The organism is Enterobacter cloacae complex sp. SHL012 (assembly GCF_049237505.1).
GTDB lineage: Bacteria > Pseudomonadota > Gammaproteobacteria > Enterobacterales > Enterobacteriaceae > Enterobacter > Enterobacter kobei.
Genome location: NZ_JBMKIZ010000006.1, coordinates 53205 through 72676 on the forward strand (window position 1 = coordinate 53205; position 19472 = coordinate 72676).

Annotated in this window: 19 protein-coding genes; 9 read left to right on the plus strand and 10 right to left on the minus strand. The window is 56.8% G+C overall.

Annotation, left to right across the window (positions count from 1 at the left end; translation table 11 throughout):
• Nucleotides 1-59: 59 nt before the first annotated feature.
• From selB to ACOTY9_RS18155, 5 genes are all read right to left on the minus strand, one after another.
• Nucleotides 60-1907: a selenocysteine-specific translation elongation factor gene (selB, locus tag ACOTY9_RS18135; RefSeq protein WP_283945513.1), complete on the minus strand. Its 1848-nt coding sequence runs from the start codon at nucleotides 1905-1907 to the stop codon at nucleotides 60-62.
• Nucleotides 1904-3289, minus strand: a complete 1386-nt coding sequence (gene selA / locus ACOTY9_RS18140) for an L-seryl-tRNA(Sec) selenium transferase (RefSeq protein ID WP_014882022.1) — start codon at nucleotides 3287-3289, stop codon at nucleotides 1904-1906. The genes selB and selA overlap by 4 nt, the downstream gene beginning before the upstream one ends.
• A gap of 103 nt (nucleotides 3290-3392) precedes the next feature.
• Nucleotides 3393-4001 carry a glutathione S-transferase gene (locus ACOTY9_RS18145; RefSeq protein ID WP_014882021.1) on the minus strand — a complete coding sequence of 203 codons (609 nt, stop codon included), beginning with the start codon at nucleotides 3999-4001 and terminating at the stop codon, nucleotides 3393-3395.
• A 90-nt stretch (nucleotides 4002-4091) separates the two neighbouring features.
• Complete coding sequence (locus ACOTY9_RS18150) at nucleotides 4092-5228, minus strand: HlyD family secretion protein (RefSeq protein WP_014882020.1); 1137 nt, start codon at nucleotides 5226-5228, stop codon at nucleotides 4092-4094.
• Nucleotides 5229-5230: 2 nt separating this feature from the next.
• Nucleotides 5231-5587 carry a DUF3302 domain-containing protein gene (locus tag ACOTY9_RS18155; protein WP_045134454.1) on the minus strand — a complete coding sequence of 119 codons (357 nt, stop codon included), beginning with the start codon at nucleotides 5585-5587 and terminating at the stop codon, nucleotides 5231-5233.
• 661 nt (nucleotides 5588-6248) lie between these two features.
• Here ACOTY9_RS18155 and ACOTY9_RS18160 point away from each other — a divergent pair.
• From ACOTY9_RS18160 to trmL, 9 genes are all read left to right on the plus strand, one after another.
• Nucleotides 6249-8156 carry a PTS mannitol transporter subunit IICBA gene (locus ACOTY9_RS18160; protein WP_045134455.1) on the plus strand — a complete coding sequence of 636 codons (1908 nt, stop codon included), beginning with the start codon at nucleotides 6249-6251 and terminating at the stop codon, nucleotides 8154-8156.
• Between the two features lie 102 nt (nucleotides 8157-8258).
• Entirely contained in the window at nucleotides 8259-9407 is a 1149-nt protein-coding gene (gene mtlD, locus ACOTY9_RS18165) for a mannitol-1-phosphate 5-dehydrogenase (RefSeq protein WP_014882017.1), read from the plus strand.
• The gene (gene mtlR / locus ACOTY9_RS18170) at nucleotides 9404-9994 is read left to right on the plus strand and encodes a mannitol operon repressor MtlR (RefSeq protein ID WP_045269050.1); all 591 of its coding nucleotides are present in this window, start codon (nucleotides 9404-9406) and stop codon (nucleotides 9992-9994) included. The genes mtlD and mtlR overlap by 4 nt, the downstream gene beginning before the upstream one ends.
• 58 nt (nucleotides 9995-10052) lie before the next feature.
• Nucleotides 10053-10415: a YibL family ribosome-associated protein gene (locus ACOTY9_RS18175; RefSeq protein ID WP_014882015.1), complete on the plus strand. Its 363-nt coding sequence runs from the start codon at nucleotides 10053-10055 to the stop codon at nucleotides 10413-10415.
• Nucleotides 10416-10686: 271 nt separating this feature from the next.
• A complete protein-coding gene (gene lldP, locus ACOTY9_RS18180; RefSeq protein ID WP_014882014.1) occupies nucleotides 10687-12342 on the plus strand; it encodes an L-lactate permease in 1656 nt (551 codons plus the stop codon).
• Entirely contained in the window at nucleotides 12339-13112 is a 774-nt protein-coding gene (gene lldR / locus ACOTY9_RS18185; RefSeq protein ID WP_014882013.1) for a transcriptional regulator LldR, read from the plus strand. The genes lldP and lldR overlap by 4 nt, the downstream gene beginning before the upstream one ends.
• Nucleotides 13109-14296, plus strand: a complete 1188-nt coding sequence (gene lldD, locus ACOTY9_RS18190) for an FMN-dependent L-lactate dehydrogenase LldD (RefSeq protein ID WP_348566017.1) — start codon at nucleotides 13109-13111, stop codon at nucleotides 14294-14296. The genes lldR and lldD overlap by 4 nt, the downstream gene beginning before the upstream one ends.
• 182 nt (nucleotides 14297-14478) lie before the next feature.
• Complete coding sequence (locus ACOTY9_RS18195) at nucleotides 14479-15819, plus strand: MFS transporter (RefSeq protein WP_047625634.1); 1341 nt, start codon at nucleotides 14479-14481, stop codon at nucleotides 15817-15819.
• Nucleotides 15820-15864: 45 nt separating this feature from the next.
• The gene (gene trmL / locus ACOTY9_RS18200; protein ID WP_014882010.1) at nucleotides 15865-16338 is read left to right on the plus strand and encodes a tRNA (uridine(34)/cytosine(34)/5-carboxymethylaminomethyluridine(34)-2'-O)-methyltransferase TrmL; all 474 of its coding nucleotides are present in this window, start codon (nucleotides 15865-15867) and stop codon (nucleotides 16336-16338) included.
• On the opposite strand, the gene cysE is transcribed toward trmL, so the two are convergent.
• From cysE to ACOTY9_RS18225, 5 genes are all read right to left on the minus strand, one after another.
• Nucleotides 16335-17156 (minus strand): serine O-acetyltransferase, encoded by an 822-nt coding sequence (cysE, locus tag ACOTY9_RS18205; RefSeq protein WP_008502718.1) that lies wholly within the window; start codon nucleotides 17154-17156, stop codon nucleotides 16335-16337. The two genes, trmL and cysE, sit on opposite strands and share 4 nt — an antisense overlap.
• A gap of 75 nt (nucleotides 17157-17231) precedes the next feature.
• Nucleotides 17232-18251: an NAD(P)H-dependent glycerol-3-phosphate dehydrogenase gene (gene gpsA, locus ACOTY9_RS18210; RefSeq protein ID WP_014882009.1), complete on the minus strand. Its 1020-nt coding sequence runs from the start codon at nucleotides 18249-18251 to the stop codon at nucleotides 17232-17234.
• Nucleotides 18251-18718 (minus strand): protein-export chaperone SecB, encoded by a 468-nt coding sequence (secB, locus tag ACOTY9_RS18215; protein WP_008502716.1) that lies wholly within the window; start codon nucleotides 18716-18718, stop codon nucleotides 18251-18253. Before secB ends, gpsA begins: the two co-directional genes overlap by 1 nt.
• Before the next feature lie 32 nt (nucleotides 18719-18750).
• A complete protein-coding gene (gene grxC / locus ACOTY9_RS18220) occupies nucleotides 18751-19002 on the minus strand; it encodes a glutaredoxin 3 (protein ID WP_014882008.1) in 252 nt (83 codons plus the stop codon).
• An 11-nt stretch (nucleotides 19003-19013) separates the two neighbouring features.
• A complete protein-coding gene (locus tag ACOTY9_RS18225; RefSeq protein WP_014882007.1) occupies nucleotides 19014-19445 on the minus strand; it encodes a rhodanese-like domain-containing protein in 432 nt (143 codons plus the stop codon).
• Nucleotides 19446-19472: the final 27 nt, after the last annotated feature.

Here is a 19472-nt window from a genome sequence, read left to right on the forward strand (position 1 = left end):
CAAGGGTAGTCCCGGCTGGCGATTTTCTCGCCAACCGGTAACGGTGTTTACGACGGGGGTCACGGAGTTTCAGGAAATAATAACGAATCTCGCAGAACATGGTCGTTACCGCGGCGACGCGTAAACCCAATACGATTGAAATATTCCAGGATCTGAATCGCCAGCTTGCGCCCTACGTTCAGCCGATCGCGAAAATCGGCTGCACAGGTAGAGCCGCGCGCCTGATCCAGCTCGCGTATCAGGTTAGCAAACGCCACAATACGATCGTTACGGTAATAACGATCTTTCACGATCGCGACTATCAGCCCCTGCTGCGCCGCGTGGCGCAATACCTGACGCATCGCCTGCTCGTCGGTGTTCGTTTCGCGCGCCAGATCGCGAACCCACCACGGCTCATCACCAAACAGCGAAGCCACTTTCTGCCAGATAACCTCCTGCTCTGCGGTGAATCCGGCTTTGTGATCCGGCAGGTGCAGCCAGCCGTGGTGGCTTTTAATCACCCCGCTTTCGCGCATGTTTTCAATCAGCACCAGCACCAGCGCATCGTCTTCCATCGGCAGCGCCATGCGGCGCAGACGCTCACGCCCCGGACCAGGCTCATCCTGATGCTGTTCATGATACGTCGCGAGAGTGGTGAGTATTTTGCGCTGCCAGCGTGCGGCAACCGGGGCATTCAACAGGCTATTACCGGCCTGAATAAAGCCCGGCTGCCGGGTCAGCGGGTCTAATCCTTCCCTGCTCAGCTGGCGTGCCCAGGCAAAATCACCCAGGTTCACTGCACCGCGATCGAGATGCACCCGCAGCGCGGCGTTATCATCAGGGGCCTGTGCCAGCGCGGCCAGCCATTGCAGATATTCCGGTTTACGCTTGCCGCGTCGCGGCGAGTTAAGCGCCACCACCCGTGCCCCGGCCAGCGTTTCCCGCGCGGAGATATCCCGCAGAACCAGACGGTCGTTGTCTGCAAGCCAGAGCGGTGAATCGAAAACCAGTTCGGCAAGATCGTTTTCCAGCAGCGACACGCGTCCGGTGATATGGCTGGCCGCGTGGTGAATATGCAGCGGCTGCCACTGAGTCAGCGGCACATTCGTCTGCAGAGAGACAATCACGCGTTCAGACGGCTCTGGCGGAGCATCGGCCAGCAGCCAGTCGCCGCGGTTAAGCTGCTCTTTTTCCGCATCTCCGGCAATATTCAGCGCGATCCGCTGCCCGGCATGCGCCTGCTCTGCGGGCTGGTTCTGTGCATGTAAGCCGCGCACGCGCATCGGTTTGTTAACGCCCGTCAGCCACAGGCTATCGCCCACCTTCACTTCACCGCTCAACGCGGTACCGGTGACCACCAGGCCCGCCCCTTTTACGGTAAATGCCCGATCAATCGCCAGACGGAAGCGATGATGACTTGCGTGGTCACGTGACGTCAGTTGCTGCAAATGGTGACGAAGTTCGTCGATGCCGCGTCCCTCGGTGGCCACGGTGACAAAAATCGGCGCATCGGCAAAACCATACTCCCGTAAGGTGGCCTGCACCCCTTCGCGCACCTCGCCGACGCGCGCGTCATCCACGCGGTCAGCTTTCGTCAGCGCTACGGTCAGCTGCGGGTTGCCGGTCAGCTGGAGGATTGCCAGATGCTCGCGGGTTTGCGCCATCACGCCGTCATCGCAGGCCACGACCAGCAGGGCATGATCGATACCCCCCACCCCCGCCAGCATGTTAGACAGAAACTTCTCGTGCCCTGGTACATCAATAAAACCCAGCACGTGGCCGTCTGGCTGGGGCCAGTAGGCATAGCCCAGGTCGATAGTCATGCCGCGCTTTTTCTCTTCCGGCAGACGATCGGCGTTTATGCCAGTAATCGCCTGCAGCAACGTAGTTTTTCCGTGGTCGACATGACCGGCGGTGGCAATAATCATTTCAACAACATCTCCAGAAATCGCTCTTCATCATCAAGGCAGCGCAGATCCAGCCACATTCGTCCATCGTAAATCCGCCCGATAACCGGCACAGGCATGGCGCGCCAGCGTAACGACAGGGCCTCCAGATGGCTGCCGCGCCCGTCACGCGGGGTAAACGTGAGCGCTTCGCTCGGCAGCCTGTCCACCGGCAGCGAACCGCTGCCAATCTGCGACTGGCAGGGCTCAATCCGAACGTCAAAATCAGGGTAGTGCGGGGCGATGCGCGGCAGCAATAACTCGGCCTGCGCACGAATCGAGGCGGCATCACGGGTTAAGAGACGCAGCACAGGCAGGCGGTCGGCCAGCTTCTCCGGATGGAGATAGAGCCGCAGCGTCGCATCCAGCGCGGCAAGGGTCATTTTATCGGCTCGCAGGGCGCGCTTGAGCGGATGCTGCTGCAGCCGGGCAATCAGCTCGCGTTTGCCGACGATAATCCCGGCCTGCGGCCCGCCCAGCAGTTTGTCGCCGGAAAAACTCACCAGGCTGACGCCCGCCGCAATCATCTCTTGCGGCATCGGTTCTTTTGGCAAGCCGTACTGGCTCAGGTCCACCAGCGAACCGCTGCCGAGATCGGCAATCACCGGGATATTCAGTTCGCGCCCAATTTCCGCCAGCTCGGCCTCATCAACCGTTTTGGTGAAGCCTTCAATCTGATAATTGCTGGTGTGAACCTTCATCAGCAGGGCGGTGTTTTCATTCACCGCTGCGCGATAATCTTTCGCATGGGTACGGTTGGTGGTACCGACCTCATGCAGCGTGCAGCCCGCCTGGCGCATCACGTCCGGAATGCGAAACGCCCCGCCAATTTCCACCAGCTCGCCGCGGGATACCACCACCTCTTTGCCACTGGCGGTGGCCGCCAGCATTAGCAGCACCGCTGCGGCGTTGTTATTCACAATGCAGGCATCTTCTGCACCGGTCAGCTGGCACAGCAGATCCGCCAGGGCACGATCGCGATGCCCGCGTCCTGCGCCGTCCAGATCGTACTCCAGCGTCACCGGCGTTCGCATGGCCTGCCCGACCGCAGCCACGGCCTCTTCCGCCTGCTGCGCGCGGCCCAGGTTGGTGTGCAGCACGGTACCGGTAAGGTTGATCACCGGGCGTAATGCGCTTTGCGCGTTCTTGTCCAGCCGATGTTCCACTTCCAGCTCCCACGCGCTACACCAGTCGGGCAAGCTATTTTCTGCCTGAATGGCGCATCGGGCTTCGTCCTGAAGCAGGCGTAACATCTCAACCGTCGCGGTATGGCCGAAACGCTCCACAACAGCATGAATGCGAGGTTCGCGAAGAAGACGATCGGTAGCGGGGATCTGGCTGTAGAGCGAATGATGAGTAGTCATGAAAGCGCCTGGCGAGTAAATATCTTCCCCCCTCCCGACGGGAGAGGGAGTTAACATGTGGAGAGATTGTACCGCCTCCTGCAGCGAAGTGTTATAACCCGCGTCAAGCCTTTGGCGGTTCGGTACGGGCAAAGCTCTCGCGGCTAAAGAGCGTTTCAGCCAGCTTCACCAGCAACGGTCGGTCAACGCACCAGCCGGGGGACACGCGGCGGAAATTGAGATACCCGATGGCGCAGGCAATGGCGATGGTGGCCAGGTTCAGGCTATCGGTGTGAATTTTTCCCTCCCGGATGAGCTGTTCGCACATATCCAGACTGCGGTTGATTTTTTCCCGCTGGCGCAGCAGTTCGTTTTCTGACTGCTGTGCGGCGGGCCTTGCCTGCTCACGCACGGAAGTCAGCGCCGCATCCATAATGCCGTCGGCCAGGGCTTCAATCTGCTTCACCGCCAGCGCCGCTTTTGGGTCAGCCGGCAGCATGGCCGGGGCCACGCCCAACAGCTCGATATACTCCGCAATAATCGGGGAGTCGAACCAGTATTCACCCTCGTCCGTCACCAGCGCCGGAACTTTTCCCAGCGGGTTGTACTGCGCGACGCCGTTTTCAGCGTTGTAGGGCTGTTCATTGACGAATTCGAATGTCATCCCTTTCTCCAGCAGGAGAATCGAGATTTTTCGCACGAAGGGACTGGTGTAGCTACCGATGAGTTTCATTGCCTGATCCTTGATGCCGGAAAAAGGTCAGTATGGATCACGGGATGAAAAAAGGGCAGGTATGGATGTCGCATTCCTGCCCTGGCGGGATTAATGATCGAGGTAGAGGTAGTGCATCCAGCTGGTCATGCGCAGCAACACTTTACGCATCACCGAGACGTGGGCGAAATGGTCTGAATAGACCGCCACCTGGGCATAGATACCGTCTGGTAGCGCATCGACGTCGGCGTTAGGCTCCAGTTCAATCAGCGCCTGTACACCATCCGTGCCCGGTGTGACGGTCAATGCCTGCAACGCCCCCTGCGCCTGGTACGACCCTCCCGGCACCACCGGCAGGACGCTGGTGAGTTTCCCGGTAAATACCTGGCCCGGCAGCGCATTAAACACCACTTCTGCTTCATCACCCGGCTTAAGACGCAGCAGCGAGTTCTGGCGGAACTGCGCCACAATCTGACGTTTCTGTTCCGGAATAAAGACCATGACCGGGCGCAGAGGTAACGCGGCGGCATAGGTCCCCGGACGGATCAGCACCTGGGTGATATAGCCGTTGCTCGGCGCGCGCACCACGGTCTGATCGAGATTGTATTTCGCTTCGGCAAGCTGGGCGCGTAATGAGGCAATCTGCGACTGTTCACCGTTCACCATGCTGTCTAACTGACTTTGAATCTGCGTCTGTTCAGCCACAGAACCTTTCACCAGCGCATCCTGCGCCAGATAGTTCTGCCGCGCGTTGTCGATATCGCTTTCAGAAAACGGGTTCACCTTCGCCCGGCTGCCTTTCAGGTAACGCTGATAATCTTTATACAGGCGGTCACGCTCTGCCGAGACGCGCGTGGTATTAGCGACGGCTTCTGCAAGCTGCGCTTTCAGGCTATCGATATTGTGGGTTGCGGTGACCAGATCGGCCTTGAGTCTGTCGACCCGCGCCTGGTAGCGGCCCGGATCAAGTTTAAATAATACTTCGCCTTTTTTAATGAGCTGGTTGTTTTTATCAGTCACTTCGGTGACCACGCCCGTCACCTGCGGTGTAATCGGAATGGAAATAACCGCTTTTTGCGCCGTAAAGGTATACGGATGGTTATAGTTCATTAACAGAATCAGTCCGGCAACAATAAATACCCCACCCAACGTTGCGGTGGCGAGCGTCCACTGATTTACCGGAATGCGGAATATTTTAAAGATCGCCCAGGCAAATGCCACATAGGTCAAAATAATCAACAGATCCATGATTAGCGCTCCAGCGTGTTCTGATCGGCAGTGAGCTGTACCGCCGCCAGCTTTTGTTCTAATTCGGCCACGCGTTTGGACAGCGCATCCATGCCCGGGACCTCATCTGGCTTTGTAATGTGATTCTGCATGCCCCAACCGCGATCTTCACGGTAGAGCGTGGCCCAAATCCACAGAAACGGCCAGATGGCATGGAGGGTGAACAGGCTAATCCAGCCTGCCGTATGAATCGCATCGGCATGGGGATGATTACGTTTTTTAGCCATATTATAAGGGATATCATGAATAGCGATAATCCCGTAAAAAAGCACCAGAAATACAAAAATCAATACGCCCAACGCAAAATAGTTGAGAAACATATTTTCCTCACTTAAACAACGTCAACTCATTAAACGAATAAAACAGCACGCAGCCTAATTAATTTATTTTTAAATTTAAAAGGCACACTGGTTATTTCAGAGCCGGGGAGTATCGGTTTTTATAATATCTCCATGCAAGTTTATAAACGTGTCAAAATATAACCTGAATAATAATATACTTAACCTTACATTATGAGCGTAATCCACCTTTTAACTTTTCGCCATACCACACATGAAAAGTGGTTTTTTAGCTTTACGTGTCACGCAAGACTATCCTGACGCCAATTCGCAAAGCAGAGTTTGCCGCCGATCACAGCCAGAGAAATCTGCATAAAAATATTTTGTGAAATCAGTCACAATCCAGAAACAAACCCACAAAACAAAAATGAGATCACAATCACAGAAACGCGTAGTTTTTGCTTTGTTTTTCGCCATCGTATTTTTTTTACCCACTAATTTTGTGACTCGGATCACGTCATTAAATGCCACACCCCCTACATTTACGTGACATGTGTCACACAAATTTTCACTGTCTGGACAGTTGAACGATTCAGTGCCAGATTTCACAGCATCAGAACAGGGCCCGGCTACCTCTGCCGCCGCACATTAACGATAAACCTCGGGCCGCAAGCCTAAGCGTAAACATAAGAAGGGGTGTTTTATGTCATCCGATTTCAAGATCAAAGTTCAAAGCTTTGGTCGTTTCCTCAGCAACATGGTGATGCCAAATATCGGCGCGTTTATCGCGTGGGGTATTATCACCGCATTGTTCATTCCGACAGGGTGGTTGCCTAACGAAACGCTGGCGAAACTTGTTGGCCCTATGATTACTTACCTCCTGCCGCTGCTGATCGGTTATACCGGTGGTCGTCTGGTAGGCGGTGACCGTGGTGGCGTTGTGGGTGCCATCACCACAATGGGTGTTATCGTCGGTGCGGATATGCCGATGTTCCTCGGTGCCATGATTGCCGGTCCTCTGGGCGGCTGGGCGATTAAGAAATTCGACGTCTGGGTAGATGGTAAGATCAAATCCGGCTTCGAAATGCTGGTGAACAACTTCTCTGCGGGCATCATCGGGATGATCCTCGCGATTCTGGCGTTCCTCGGCATTGGTCCTGCGGTTGAAGTGCTGTCCAAAATTCTGGCGGCAGGCGTTAACTTTATGGTGGCGCACGACATGCTGCCGCTGGCGTCTATCTTCGTTGAACCGGCGAAAATTCTGTTCCTTAATAACGCCATCAACCACGGTATCTTCTCGCCGCTGGGTATTCAGCAGTCTCACGATCTCGGCAAGTCCATCTTCTTCCTGATTGAAGCAAACCCAGGTCCGGGTATGGGCGTTCTGCTGGCATACATGTTCTTTGGTCGCGGCAGCGCTAAGCAGTCTGCTGGCGGTGCGGCTATCATCCACTTCCTGGGCGGTATCCACGAAATTTACTTCCCGTACGTGCTGATGAACCCACGCCTGATCCTGGCCGTTATCCTCGGCGGTATGACCGGCGTGTTCACCCTGAGCGTGCTGGGCGGCGGTCTGGTCTCTCCTGCTTCTCCGGGCTCTATCCTGGCCGTGCTGGCGATGACCCCGAAAGGTGCCTACTTCGCTAACATCGCGGCTATCTGTGCGGCCATGGCGGTCTCCTTCGTGGTTTCTTCTATCCTGCTGAAAACCAGCAAAGTGAAAGAAGATGACGATATCGAAGCGGCAACCCGCCGTATGCACGACATGAAGGCGGAATCCAAAGGCGCGACCCCGCTGGCGGCTGGCGATGTCTCTAACGACCTGAGCCACGTGCGTAAAATCATCGTTGCTTGTGATGCCGGTATGGGCTCCAGTGCAATGGGTGCCGGCGTGCTGCGTAAGAAAGTACAGGATGCGGGCCTGACCAACATCTCCGTGACCAACAGCGCAATTAACAGTCTGCCGCCGGACGTTGACCTGGTGATCACCCACCGCGATCTGACCGAACGCGCCATGCGTCAGGTACCGCAGGCACAGCACATTTCGCTGACTAACTTCCTCGACAGCGGCCTGTACACCAGCCTGACCGAACGTCTGGTTGCCGCGCAGCGTCATGAAGATAACGAAGTGAAAGTGCGCACCAGCCTGCAGGATAGCTTTGACGAGAGTAATGCCCACCTGTTTAAACTGGGTGCGGAGAACATCTTCCTCGGCCGTACCGCGGCTACTAAAGAAGAAGCGATTCGCTTTGCCGGTGAACAGCTGGTAAAAGGCGGTTACGTTCAGCCTGAATATGTCGATGCGATGCTGGAACGCGAAAAACTGACCCCAACCTATCTCGGTGAATCCATCGCGGTTCCACACGGTACCGTTGAGGCGAAAGACCGCGTGCTGAAAACCGGTGTGGTGTTCTGTCAGTATCCTGATGGCGTACGCTTCGGTGAAGAAGAAGATGACATCGCCCGCCTGGTGATTGGTATCGCCGCTCGCAACAACGAGCATATCCAGGTGATCACCAGCCTGACCAACGCCCTGGACGATGAGTCCGTTATCGAGCGTCTGGCCAAAACCACCAGCGTTGAAGAAGTTCTGGCACTGCTGAACAAATAACAGCGCCTCTTCCCTCTCCCCCCGGGGAGAGGGCTAGGGTGAGGGGGAGAAAGCTCCTCACCCCAGCCCTCTCGGGTAAAAACATTGATGAAGGTTAACACTATGAAAGCATTACATTTTGGCGCAGGTAACATCGGTCGTGGTTTTATCGGCAAACTGCTGGCAGACGCGGGCATTACGCTGACGTTCGCCGATGTGAATCAGGTGGTCCTGGATGCCCTGAATGCCCGTCATAGCTATCAGGTCCATGTGGTGGGCGAAAACGAGCAGGTCGATACCGTCTCAGGCGTGAACGCGGTCAGCAGCATTGGCGACGACGTAATCGACCTGATTGCCAGCGTTGACCTTATCACCACGGCGGTAGGTCCGGTGGTTCTGGAGCGTATCGCCCCGGCGGTGGCTAAAGGCCTGGCAAAACGTAAAGCGCAGGGCATCGACACCCCGCTGAACATCATCGCCTGTGAAAACATGGTACGCGGCACCACACAGCTGAAAGGCCATGTCATGGCGGCCGTGGCTGACGAGGATAAAGCCTGGGTCGACGCGCACGTTGGGTTTGTGGATTCCGCCGTGGACCGCATCGTTCCGCCGTCAGCATCCGCCACCCACGACCCGCTGGAAGTGACCGTGGAAACCTTCAGCGAGTGGATCGTCGATAAAACTCAGTTTAAAGGTGCACTGCCAACTATTCCGGGAATGGAATTAACCGATAACCTGATGGCATTTGTCGAACGCAAACTCTTCACGCTGAACACCGGGCATGCTATAACCGCGTACCTCGGAAAATTGGCCGGTCATCAGACCATTCGCGATGCGATCCTCGATGAGAAAATCCGCGCGGTGGTAAAAGGGGCCATGGAAGAGAGCGGCGCGGTGCTGATCAAACGCTACGGTTTTGATGCTGATAAACACGCAGCCTACATCCAGAAAATCCTCGGTCGCTTTGAAAACCCGTATCTGAAAGATGATGTTGAGCGCGTGGGACGTCAACCGCTGCGTAAGCTGAGTGCAGGCGACCGTCTGATTAAGCCGCTGCTCGGCACGCTGGAATACGGTTTGCCGCATGCCAACCTGGTGAAAGGGATTGCCGCTGCAATGCACTACCGCAGCGATCAGGACCCGCAGGCGATCGAGCTGGCTCAGCTGATTGATGACAAAGGCGCGCAGGCTGCGCTGGCGCAGATTTCCGGTCTGGACGCCAATAGCGACGTGGTTGTGGAGGCGGTTAACGCATACAACGCAACCAAATGATGCACAGTGTGGCGCAGGTTAGCCTGCGCCCAGATAACAGATTGTCAGATATGCAGGCAATAATGGAACAAACCCAGGCCTTTGAAAATCGTGTGCTTGAGCGTCTGAATGCTGGCAAAACCGTACGAAGCTTCCTGATTGCCGCCGTCGAGCTGTTAACCGAGGCGGTAAATATCCTGGTGCTTCAGGTGTTTCGCAAAGACGACTACGCGGTAAAATATGCTGTAGAACCGTTACTGGACGGCGATGGACCGCTGGGCGATTTATCGGTGCGTCTGAAGCTGATTTACGGTCTTGGCGTGCTGAATCGGCAAGAGTACGAAGATGCAGAGCTGTTAATGGCGCTACGTGAGGAGCTCAATCATGACGGTAACGAATACGCCTTTACCGATGATGAGATCCTGGGGCCCTTCGGCGAGCTGCACTGCGTGACCGCGCTGCCCCCTGCCCCTCATTTCGACAGCAGCGACCCTGAGCTATACGCGATGCAAAAGCTGCGTTATCAGCAGGTTGTCCGCTCCACGATGGTCCTTTCCCTGACTGAGCTGATTTCCCGGATCAGCTTAAAAAAAGCGTTTCAGAAGTAAGCCTGCTCACATTGGTGTATCCTTCCCTGTAAATTCCCCGTTTTCAGAGTTATTTGTCATGAAAGAAGTCGAAAAGAACGAAATTAAACGCCTGAGCGACCGCCTGGATCTGATCCGTCACCAGATGGCGGGTCTGTCACTGGTCGATTCCGCCGAGAAGTACGCCGAGCTGGAGAAAGAGACCGCGAAGCTGGAGGCAGAGATCGAGCGCCTGCGCGAAGTAAAAGGCCAGAAGCTGAGCAACGAAGCGCAGAAGCTGATGAACATGCCACACCGCCGCGCAATCACTAAAAAAGAACAGGCTGACATGGGCAAGCTGAAGAAAAGCGTCCGTGGCCTGGTGGTCGTGCACCCGATGACCGAGCTTGGCCGTGAAATGGGCCTGAAAGAGATGACGGGTTTTTGTAAGACCGCATTCTGATTTCATGCCGGGTGGCGCTGCGCTTACCCGGCCTACTCTTTTCCCCTTCGTGTGAATTGGTCCAACCAATTGCGCAATCAATCCTCCCCTGGTTCACAATTCCATTATTTCCGCTCACAAAACCATTGCCACCCCATAACATCTGATTAACCATTCATTGTCATTAACCCTACAACACAACATTGGCAGGACCACTTTTACATAACCTGTGATGCAGAGATGAGCGGAGACTCACCCGCCGCGCAGGTTATCTGGTCCCCAGGAGACCTGCATGAGCCTCTGGCAACAAAACTACGACCCGGCCGGAAATATCTGGCTGTCGAGCCTGATCGCATCGCTTCCAATCCTGTTCTTCTTCTTTGCGCTGATTAAGCTCAAGCTGAAGGGCTACCTTGCCGCGACGTACACCGTTGCCATCGCTCTGCTGGTGGCGCTGTTCTTCTACAAAATGCCGGTCGATCGCGCGCTGGCCTCCGTTGTCTACGGTTTCTTCTACGGTCTGTGGCCAATTGCGTGGATCATCATCGCCGCTGTCTTTGTCTATAAAATTTCGGTGAAAACCGGGCAGTTCGACATCATCCGCTCGTCGATTCTCTCCATCACGCCGGACCAGCGCCTGCAGATGCTGATTGTCGGCTTCTCCTTCGGGGCGTTTTTGGAAGGTGCCGCCGGATTTGGCGCACCGGTCGCCATTACGGCCGCCCTGCTGGTGGGCCTCGGCTTTAACCCGCTTTATGCCGCGGGCCTGTGCCTGATTGTGAATACCGCCCCGGTGGCGTTTGGCGCAATGGGGATTCCGATTCTGGTCGCCGGACAGGTGACCGGGCTGGATAGCTTTGAGATCGGCCAGATGGTGGGTCGCCAGCTGCCGTTCCTGACCATCATCGTGCTGTTCTGGATCATGGCGATTATGGACGGCTGGCGCGGCGTGAAAGAGACGTGGCCTGCTGTAATGGTGGCGGGCGGTTCGTTCGCCATCGCGCAATACCTCAGCTCAAACTTCCTCGGTCCGGAGCTGCCGGACATTATCTCGTCGCTGGTCTCGCTGGTTTGCCTGACACTGTTCCTGAAACGCTGGCAGCCGGTACGTATTTTCCGCTTCGCCGACATGGGTGCCTCGCAGGTCGATCAAACCCTGGCACGCACGGGCTATACCGCAGGGCAGGTGATCCGTGCCTGGTCACCGTTCCTGTTCCTGACCGCAACGGTAACGCTGTGGAGCATCCCGCCGTTTAAAGCCCTGTTCGCCCCGGGCGGCGCGCTGTACGACATGGTGATTAATATCTCCGTGCCGTTCCTCGACAAAATGGTCGCCCGCATGCCGCCAGTCGTGCATGCCGCCACACCGTATGCCGCGGTCTATAAGTTCGACTGGTTCTCCGCCACCGGGACCGCCATCCTGTTTGCCGCGATCCTTTCCGTGGTGTGGCTGCGCATGAAGCCTGCCGCCGCGGTGCAGACCTTCGCAGCGACGATTAAAGAGCTGATGCTGCCGATTTACTCCATCGGCATGGTGCTGGCGTTCGCGTTTATCTCGAACTACTCCGGCCTGTCATCGACGCTGGCACTGGCGCTGGCCCATACCAGCCACGCCTTCACCTTCTTCTCACCGTTCCTCGGCTGGCTGGGTGTGTTCCTGACCGGGTCAGATACCTCGTCGAACGCCCTGTTTGCTGCACTGCAGGCTACGGCGGCCCAGCAGATTGGCGTGTCGGATGTCCTGCTGGTCGCTGCGAACACCACCGGCGGCGTGACCGGGAAAATGATCTCCCCGCAATCCATCGCCATTGCCTGTGCGGCGGTGGGACTGGTCGGTAAAGAGTCGGATCTGTTCCGCTTTACCGTGAAACACAGCCTGATATTCACCTGCATGGTCGGGGTGATCACCACCCTGCAGGCTTATGTCTTAACCTGGATGATCCCATGATAGTGATGCCCAGACGCCTGTCCGACGAGATAGCCTCTCGCGTACGGGCGCTGATTGAAGAACAACAGCTGGAAGCGGGCATGAAGTTGCCCGCTGAACGCCAGCTCGCCGCCCAGCTTGGTGTATCGCGTAATTCCCTGCGTGAAGCGCTGGCCACGCTGGTCAGCGAAGGGGTACTGGTGAGCCGTCGCGGCGGCGGCACCTTTGTGCGCTGGCAGCATGACGACTGGTCCGAGCAAAACATCGTTCAGCCGCTGAAGACGCTGATGGAAAATGACCCGGACTACAGCTTTGACATCCTCGAAGCGCGTCACGCCATCGAGACCAGCACCGCCTGGCATGCGGCCATGCGGGCAACCGAGGCCGACAAAGAGAAGCTCAAAGCCTGCTTTGAGGCCACGCAAAGCAGCGACCCGGATATCGCCTCCCAGGCTGACGTGCGTTTTCACCTGGCCATTGCCGAAGCGTCGCACAATGTGGTTCTGCTCCAGACCATGCGCGGGTTCTTCGACCTGCTGCAATCCTCTGTCAAACAAAGCCGCCAGCGCATGTACCTGGTTCCGCCGGTGTTTGCCCAACTGACTGAACAACACGAGGCGGTGCTTAACGCCATTCTGGCCGGTGATGCCGAGGCCGCACGCAAGGCGATGATGGCGCATCTCGGCTTCGTTCACACCACCATTAAACGATTCGATGAAGACCAGGCCCGACAGGCGCGTATTACCCGTCTGCCTGGCGACAGTGATATTTCCAGGGAGAACAAAGCATGATCATTTCAGCAGCCAGTGACTATCGCGCCGCGGCGCAGCGCATTTTGCCCCCGTTCCTGTTCCACTACATCGACGGCGGGGCGTATGCCGAATACACCCTGCGCCGCAATGTGGAAGACTTGTCAGAGGTGGCCCTGCGTCAGCGCGTGCTGAAGAATATGTCTGACCTGAGCCTTGAGACGACGCTGTTCAACGAAACGCTCTCCATGCCGGTCGCCCTCGCCCCCGTCGGCCTGTGCGGTATGTACGCCCGTCGTGGCGAAGTGCAGGCGGCGGCGGCCGCGGATGCCAAAGGTATTCCGTTTACCCTCTCTACCGTCTCCGTCTGCCCGATTGAAGAGGTCGCGCCGACCATCAAGCGTCCGATGTGGTTCCAGCTGTACGTCCTGCGCGATCGCGGTTTTATGCGCAACGCGCTGGAGCGCGCCAAAGCGGCGGGCTGTTCCACGCTGGTCTTTACCGTCGATATGCCAACGCCGGGCGCGCGCTACCGCGACGCCCACTCCGGCATGAGCGGCCCGAATGCCGCTCTGCGCCGCTACTGGCAGGCGGTGACGCACCCGCAGTGGGCGTGGGATGTGGGTCTGAACGGACGTCCGCACGATCTGGGCAATATCTCGGCTTACCTCGGTAAACCGACCGGGCTGGAAGATTACATCGGCTGGCTGGCGAACAACTTCGATCCGTCCATCTCCTGGAAAGACCTGGAGTGGATCCGCGAATTCTGGGACGGCCCGATGGTGATCAAAGGGATCCTCGACCCGGAAGATGCCCGCGACGCGGTACGTTTTGGCGCAGACGGCATTGTGGTTTCAAACCACGGCGGGCGTCAGCTCGACGGTGTGCTCTCCTCCGCACGCGCGCTGCCCGCCATTGCCGATGCGGTGAAAGGCGATATCACGATTCTGGCCGACAGCGGCATTCGCAACGGGCTGGACGTGGTACGCATGATCGCGCTCGGCGCCGACAGCGTGCTGCTGGGCCGTGCGTATCTGTACGCGCTGGCGACGGCAGGTCAGGCTGGCGTGGCGAACCTGCTTGACCTGATCGAAAAAGAGATGAAAGTCGCGATGACGCTGACCGGTGCGAAAACCATTAGCGAAATCAGCAAAGACTCTCTGGTGCAGGAGTTAAGTCGATTACCGGCGGCGCTGGCTCCCCTTGCGCAGGGAAACGCTGCCTGAATACCCCTCCTGTTAACACCGCTGTTCACGCGCCCGGTTCCCCCTTCGGGCGCTTTTTTTTGCCGAAAATAACACTTAGATAACAAATTGGATAAGAAAATTTGACATATTTACCCCCCCCGCAATTGTATAGACAAGCAAATATAAGAACACAAAAACAACATCACATCGGAGAGGAGCATATGACATATTCAGGCAAGGTGGATATTCAGCAGGTGATCGATGAGAGTCCCTTTTCAGGGTTTCACTGGCTTCTTATCGTACTGGGCTTTCTGGTTCTGGCGATCGATGGATTTGATACCGCAGCAATGGGTTACATCGCCCCTACGCTGTCGGCAGAATGGGGGATACATAAACAGGATCTGGGGCCGGTGCTGAGCGCAGCCCTGCTGGGCTTGTCGCTGGGTGCCCTCATTGCAGGCCCGGTATCGGACAAGATGGGGCGCAAGCGCGTGCTGGTCTTCTCCTGCCTGTTCTTCGGCCTTGCAAGCCTGGGCACGGCCTGGGCGCAAACTCTGAACACGCTGACGCTGTGGCGGTTTCTGACGGGCCTTGGGCTGGGCGCCGCGATGCCTAACGCCATCACGCTGATTTCCGAGTTCGCCCCCCAGCGCTGCCGCGCCATGGCGATTAATACCATGTACTGCGGCTTCCCTCTGGGTGCCGCAGGGGGTGGTGCGATCTCTTCGTGGCTTATTCCCCACCATGGCTGGCGAAGCGTGCTGCTGACGGGTGCAATTGCGCCGCTGATTTTGACGCTGCTGCTGGCGCTGTTTTTGCCGGAGTCGGTGAAGTTTCTGGTGCAGCGCGGGAAGGAGGTCATGCAGATCCGCCGTATCGCCAGCCGGTTCAGCCGCAGCACCCTGGAGAGCGTTACCGGCTTTTTCCTGGCCGAGGAAAAAGTCGCTTCTAAGAAAGGGAGCGTGGCGCAGCTCTTCTCCATGCCCTGGCTGCCCGGCACACTGATGCTGTGGGTCACTTACTTTATGGGGCTGGTGATTTACTACGTCCTGCTGAGCTGGATGCCGACCCTGATGCAGGGGATGGGCTATGCGCTGGCGGAATCCGCCTGGCTCACCTCGCTGTTCACCTTCGGCGGTACCGCAGGCATTCTGCTCGCGGGCTGGATGATGGATCGCTGGGAGGCACACAAAGTGGTCGCGGGTGGCTTTGTGCTGACAATGGGTCTCATTCTGTTACTGGGCATTGAGCATAATCATATCGCCCTGTTTGGCGGGTTGATTTTCCTGATGGGGATCGCGATGAACGGGGCGCAATCGGGCATGCAAACCCTGGCAGCGACTTTTTACCCAACAGAGTGCCGCGCAACGGGTATTGCCTGGATGCAGGGGATCGGCCGCTTTGGCGGCGTGGCGGGAACCATGACCAGCGCTCAGCTGCTTTCCCTGCAGTGGCAGGCGGACAGTATTTTGATGATCCTCAGCGTGCCTGCCCTGGTCGCCGCAGCGGCAACGTGCTACAAAATGCTGCGTTGCCGTGCGCAGGAACCTGGCGTCGCGTAATTCCTCACTTTTCTGCTATTCTGCCCCCGCAATTAAGGGGGCAGCATGCTTAACATCGTTTTATTCGAACCAGAAATTCCGCCGAATACCGGCAATATCATCCGCCTGTGTGCCAACACCGGCTTTCGTCTGCACATCATTGAGCCGATGGGCTTTACGTGGGACGACAAGCGTCTGCGTCGCGCGGGGCTGGATTACCATGAATTTACTGCCGTCGTGCGCCATCATGATTACGCCGCGTTTCTGGAAAGCGAAAAGCCGCAGCGCATGTTCGCCCTGACCACCAAAGGCACGCCAGCGCACAGCGCCGTGAGCTATCAGGACGGTGACTATCTGATGTTTGGCCCAGAAACCCGCGGCCTGCCAGCCACGATTCTGGATGCCCTGCCCGCTGAGCAGAAAATCCGAATTCCGATGATGCCGGACAGCCGCAGCATGAACCTGTCGAACGCAGTGTCGGTGGTGGTGTATGAAGCATGGCGCCAGCTGGGGTACCCGGGCGCCATTCTCAGAAGTTAAATGCCGTCACCATACTCAAACGTATGGTGGATACCGTTGAAGTGCTGATCCATATCCATGGACGGCTTATCGCTGTCTGGTTTGCCGACGATACGCGCCGGTACGCCAGCCGCGGTGGTGTGCGGCGGAACCGGCTGGAGCACAACCGACCCTGCACCAATCTTCGCGCCGCGTCCGACTTCGATATTGCCGAGGATTTTGGCACCCGCGCCAATCATCACCCCTTCACGAATTTTCGGATGGCGATCGCCGCTGGTTTTACCGGTACCGCCAAGGGTAACCGACTGCAGGATCGAAACGTCGTCTTCAATCACCGCCGTCTCACCCACAACAATGCCGGTGGCGTGGTCGAGCATAATTCCACGGCCAATTTTCGCTGCCGGGTGAATATCGACCTGGAAGGTCACGGAGACCTGATTTTGCAGGAAGATTGCCAGCGCGCGGCGGCCTTCATTCCATAGCCAGTGGCCGATGCGATACGCCTGCAGGGCGTGGAAGCCTTTCAGGTATAGCAGAGGCGTAGAGTATTTATCTACCGCCGGGTCACGCGTACGCACGGCCTGAATATCACAGGCGGCAGAGGCGATCATTTCCGGGTCAGCGGCGTATGCCTCCTCCACCACTTCGCGGATGGCGATAGCAGGCATAATCGAGGAGGCCAGCTTGTTGGCGAGCATGTAGCTGAGAGCACTGCCAAGGTTTTCGTGTTTGAGTAGCGTAGCGTGGTAAAAACTGGCCAGCATAGGCTCACAGTCGGCCAGCGCCCGGGCTTCGGCTTTAATATTGTTCCAGACGATATCCAGTTCTTCACACGGCATTGCTTACTCCAGACGATAAGTTAATGACCAGCCAGTTCTGCGCTGGCTGGGTCATTCAGGTGACAACGGTTCCGACTACTTACTGCTGCGCTCGTCCTTGCGCGCACGACCTAATAAGGTCAATGCTGCCTCGCGCGCATTTTTTCCGCAATACAATACCTGATAAATTTCCTCGGTTATTGGCATTTCGACACCAAACCGGTGCGCCAATTCGCGGACTTCTTTGGTATTGCGGTAGCCTTCCACCACCTGTCCAATCTTCTCCTGCGCGCTTTTTACATCGCTGCCCTGTCCGAGCATCATGCCAAAGCGGCGGTTACGAGACTGGTTGTCGGTACAGGTCAGCACCAGATCGCCCAGACCCGCCATCCCCATAAAGGTAGCCGGATCGGCGCCCAGCGCCTCGCCAAGACGGGACATCTCGGTTAAGCCGCGGGTAATCAACGCCGTACGGGCGTTGGCGCCAAAGCCAATACCGTCAGACATCCCGGCACCGATAGCAATCACGTTCTTCACCGCACCGCCCAGCTGGACACCGATAAAATCAGGGTTGCTGTAGACGCGGAAACTCTTGCCACAGTGCAGCAGATGCTGGAGATCGTCGGCGAAAGCCTGGTCAGTCGATGCCAGCGAGATCGCCGTCGGCAGGCCAGCAGCCAGCTCTTTGGCAAAGGTCGGACCGGAGATGACCGCCAGCGGGATCGCATCACCCAGCGCTTCGCGGGCAACGTCCTGCAGCAGGCGTCCGGTTTCCGCTTCAAGACCTTTGGTTGCCCAGACAATACGGGCATCTGGGCGCATCAGCGGCTTAATCTGACGCAGCACTTCGCCAAACACATGGCTCGGGACGACAATCAGAATGTTGCGGCTGGCCGCCAGCGCGGTCGCAAGATCGCTTTCCAGGTGCAGGGAGTCAGGGAACGGAACGTCCGGGAGAAACGCCACATTGCAACGGTCGTGCTGCAGCGTGGCGATATGTTTTGGATCGTGGCCCCACAGGACTACGTCGTGACCATTTCTTGCCAGCGTGATGGCAAGAGCGGTGCCGTATGAGCCGGCACCGATCACAGTCATTGAAGCATTAACAGTGCTCATCAGGCATCCTGATGTTGTTCAGCACCTTCGCCAGCTTGCTGCTGCAGATAGTTCATGAACAGCGCATCAAAGTTAACTGGCGCAAGGTTCAGTTGCGGGAATGTACCGCGAGAAACCAGGCTGGTGATGCATTCGCGCGCATACGGGAACAGGATGTTCGGGCAGTATGCACCCAGGCAATGCGCCATCTGGTTGCCTTCGATGCCGCCGATGGAGAAGATGCCGCCCTGCTGTACTTCACACAGGAACGCGGTTTCTTCGCCCAGAGAGGCGGTCACGGTCACACGCAGTACAACTTCATACACGTCATCTGCCAGTTGGGTAGATGCGGTATCCAGATCAAGTTTAACCTCTGGCTGCCAGTCTTTCTGGAAAACGTGCGGCGCATTTGGCGCTTCAAAAGAGACATCTTTCGTGTAGATGCGCTGGATCTGGAAAATCATTTCATTATTGCTTTGTTCTGACATGGAAAAACCCTTTTTAATTGTCCTAAAGTCTCTTAGCTCAGCAGCGGATCGAGTCCACCACGGGCGTCGAGCGCATACAAGTCATCACAGCCGCCAATGTGCTGCGCATCAATAAAAATCTGCGGAACCGTCGTACGACCACTACGTTGGATCATCTCTTCGCGTTTAACCGCGTCACCGTCGATCGGCAGTTCCTTGAACGTGACGCCTTTGCTGTTCAGCAGCGCTTTCGCACGGTGGCAGAACGGGCACGTCGCTTTGGTGTAGATCTCAATATTGGCCATGACTGAACTCCTTATTTACCGCGAACCAAAGGAAGATTTTCCCCGCTCCAGCCGGAGATCCCTTCTTTCAGTACCGTTACATTTTCGAAGCCCGCTTTATAAAGCGCGCTGGCAGATTCTTGCGCCTGCATACCGGTTGCATCAACAACGATAATTGGCTGGGCTTTGTGTTTTTCAAGCTCACCCACGTTGTTCGCTTTGATTTCAGCTGGCAGCAGGTTGATTGCGCCTGCAATGTGACCTTTACGGAAATCGTCACGCTGACGCAGATCGACAACGACGGCATCTTCTTTGTTGATCAGACGCGTCGCTTCACCACGGGTGATAACCTTAATCTTAGACGTCAGGCTCTTAAATGTGGTGAACAGCACAGCAGCCAGCAGGCCAATCCACGCGATGCTCAGAACCGGATGGCGGCTAACGAATTGCATAATTTCTTGCATGGAGGGTAACTACTCCCGACTAAGTGA

Coding starts and splice junctions, on each gene's coding strand:
- selB (WP_283945513.1), bottom strand. CDS start 1,907: ATGATTATTGCCACCGCCGGTCATGTCGACCACGGAAAAACTACGTTG.
- selA (WP_014882022.1), bottom strand. CDS start 3,289: ATGACTACTCATCATTCGCTCTACAGCCAGATCCCCGCTACCGATCGT.
- ACOTY9_RS18145 (WP_014882021.1), bottom strand. CDS start 4,001: ATGAAACTCATCGGTAGCTACACCAGTCCCTTCGTGCGAAAAATCTCG.
- ACOTY9_RS18150 (WP_014882020.1), bottom strand. CDS start 5,228: ATGGATCTGTTGATTATTTTGACCTATGTGGCATTTGCCTGGGCGATC.
- ACOTY9_RS18155 (WP_045134454.1), bottom strand. CDS start 5,587: ATGTTTCTCAACTATTTTGCGTTGGGCGTATTGATTTTTGTATTTCTG.
- ACOTY9_RS18160 (WP_045134455.1), top strand. CDS start 6,249: ATGTCATCCGATTTCAAGATCAAAGTTCAAAGCTTTGGTCGTTTCCTC.
- mtlD (WP_014882017.1), top strand. CDS start 8,259: ATGAAAGCATTACATTTTGGCGCAGGTAACATCGGTCGTGGTTTTATC.
- mtlR (WP_045269050.1), top strand. CDS start 9,404: ATGATGCACAGTGTGGCGCAGGTTAGCCTGCGCCCAGATAACAGATTG.
- ACOTY9_RS18175 (WP_014882015.1), top strand. CDS start 10,053: ATGAAAGAAGTCGAAAAGAACGAAATTAAACGCCTGAGCGACCGCCTG.
- lldP (WP_014882014.1), top strand. CDS start 10,687: ATGAGCCTCTGGCAACAAAACTACGACCCGGCCGGAAATATCTGGCTG.
- lldR (WP_014882013.1), top strand. CDS start 12,339: ATGATAGTGATGCCCAGACGCCTGTCCGACGAGATAGCCTCTCGCGTA.
- lldD (WP_348566017.1), top strand. CDS start 13,109: ATGATCATTTCAGCAGCCAGTGACTATCGCGCCGCGGCGCAGCGCATT.
- ACOTY9_RS18195 (WP_047625634.1), top strand. CDS start 14,479: ATGACATATTCAGGCAAGGTGGATATTCAGCAGGTGATCGATGAGAGT.
- trmL (WP_014882010.1), top strand. CDS start 15,865: ATGCTTAACATCGTTTTATTCGAACCAGAAATTCCGCCGAATACCGGC.
- cysE (WP_008502718.1), bottom strand. CDS start 17,156: ATGCCGTGTGAAGAACTGGATATCGTCTGGAACAATATTAAAGCCGAA.
- gpsA (WP_014882009.1), bottom strand. CDS start 18,251: ATGAGCACTGTTAATGCTTCAATGACTGTGATCGGTGCCGGCTCATAC.
- secB (WP_008502716.1), bottom strand. CDS start 18,718: ATGTCAGAACAAAGCAATAATGAAATGATTTTCCAGATCCAGCGCATC.
- grxC (WP_014882008.1), bottom strand. CDS start 19,002: ATGGCCAATATTGAGATCTACACCAAAGCGACGTGCCCGTTCTGCCAC.
- ACOTY9_RS18225 (WP_014882007.1), bottom strand. CDS start 19,445: ATGCAAGAAATTATGCAATTCGTTAGCCGCCATCCGGTTCTGAGCATC.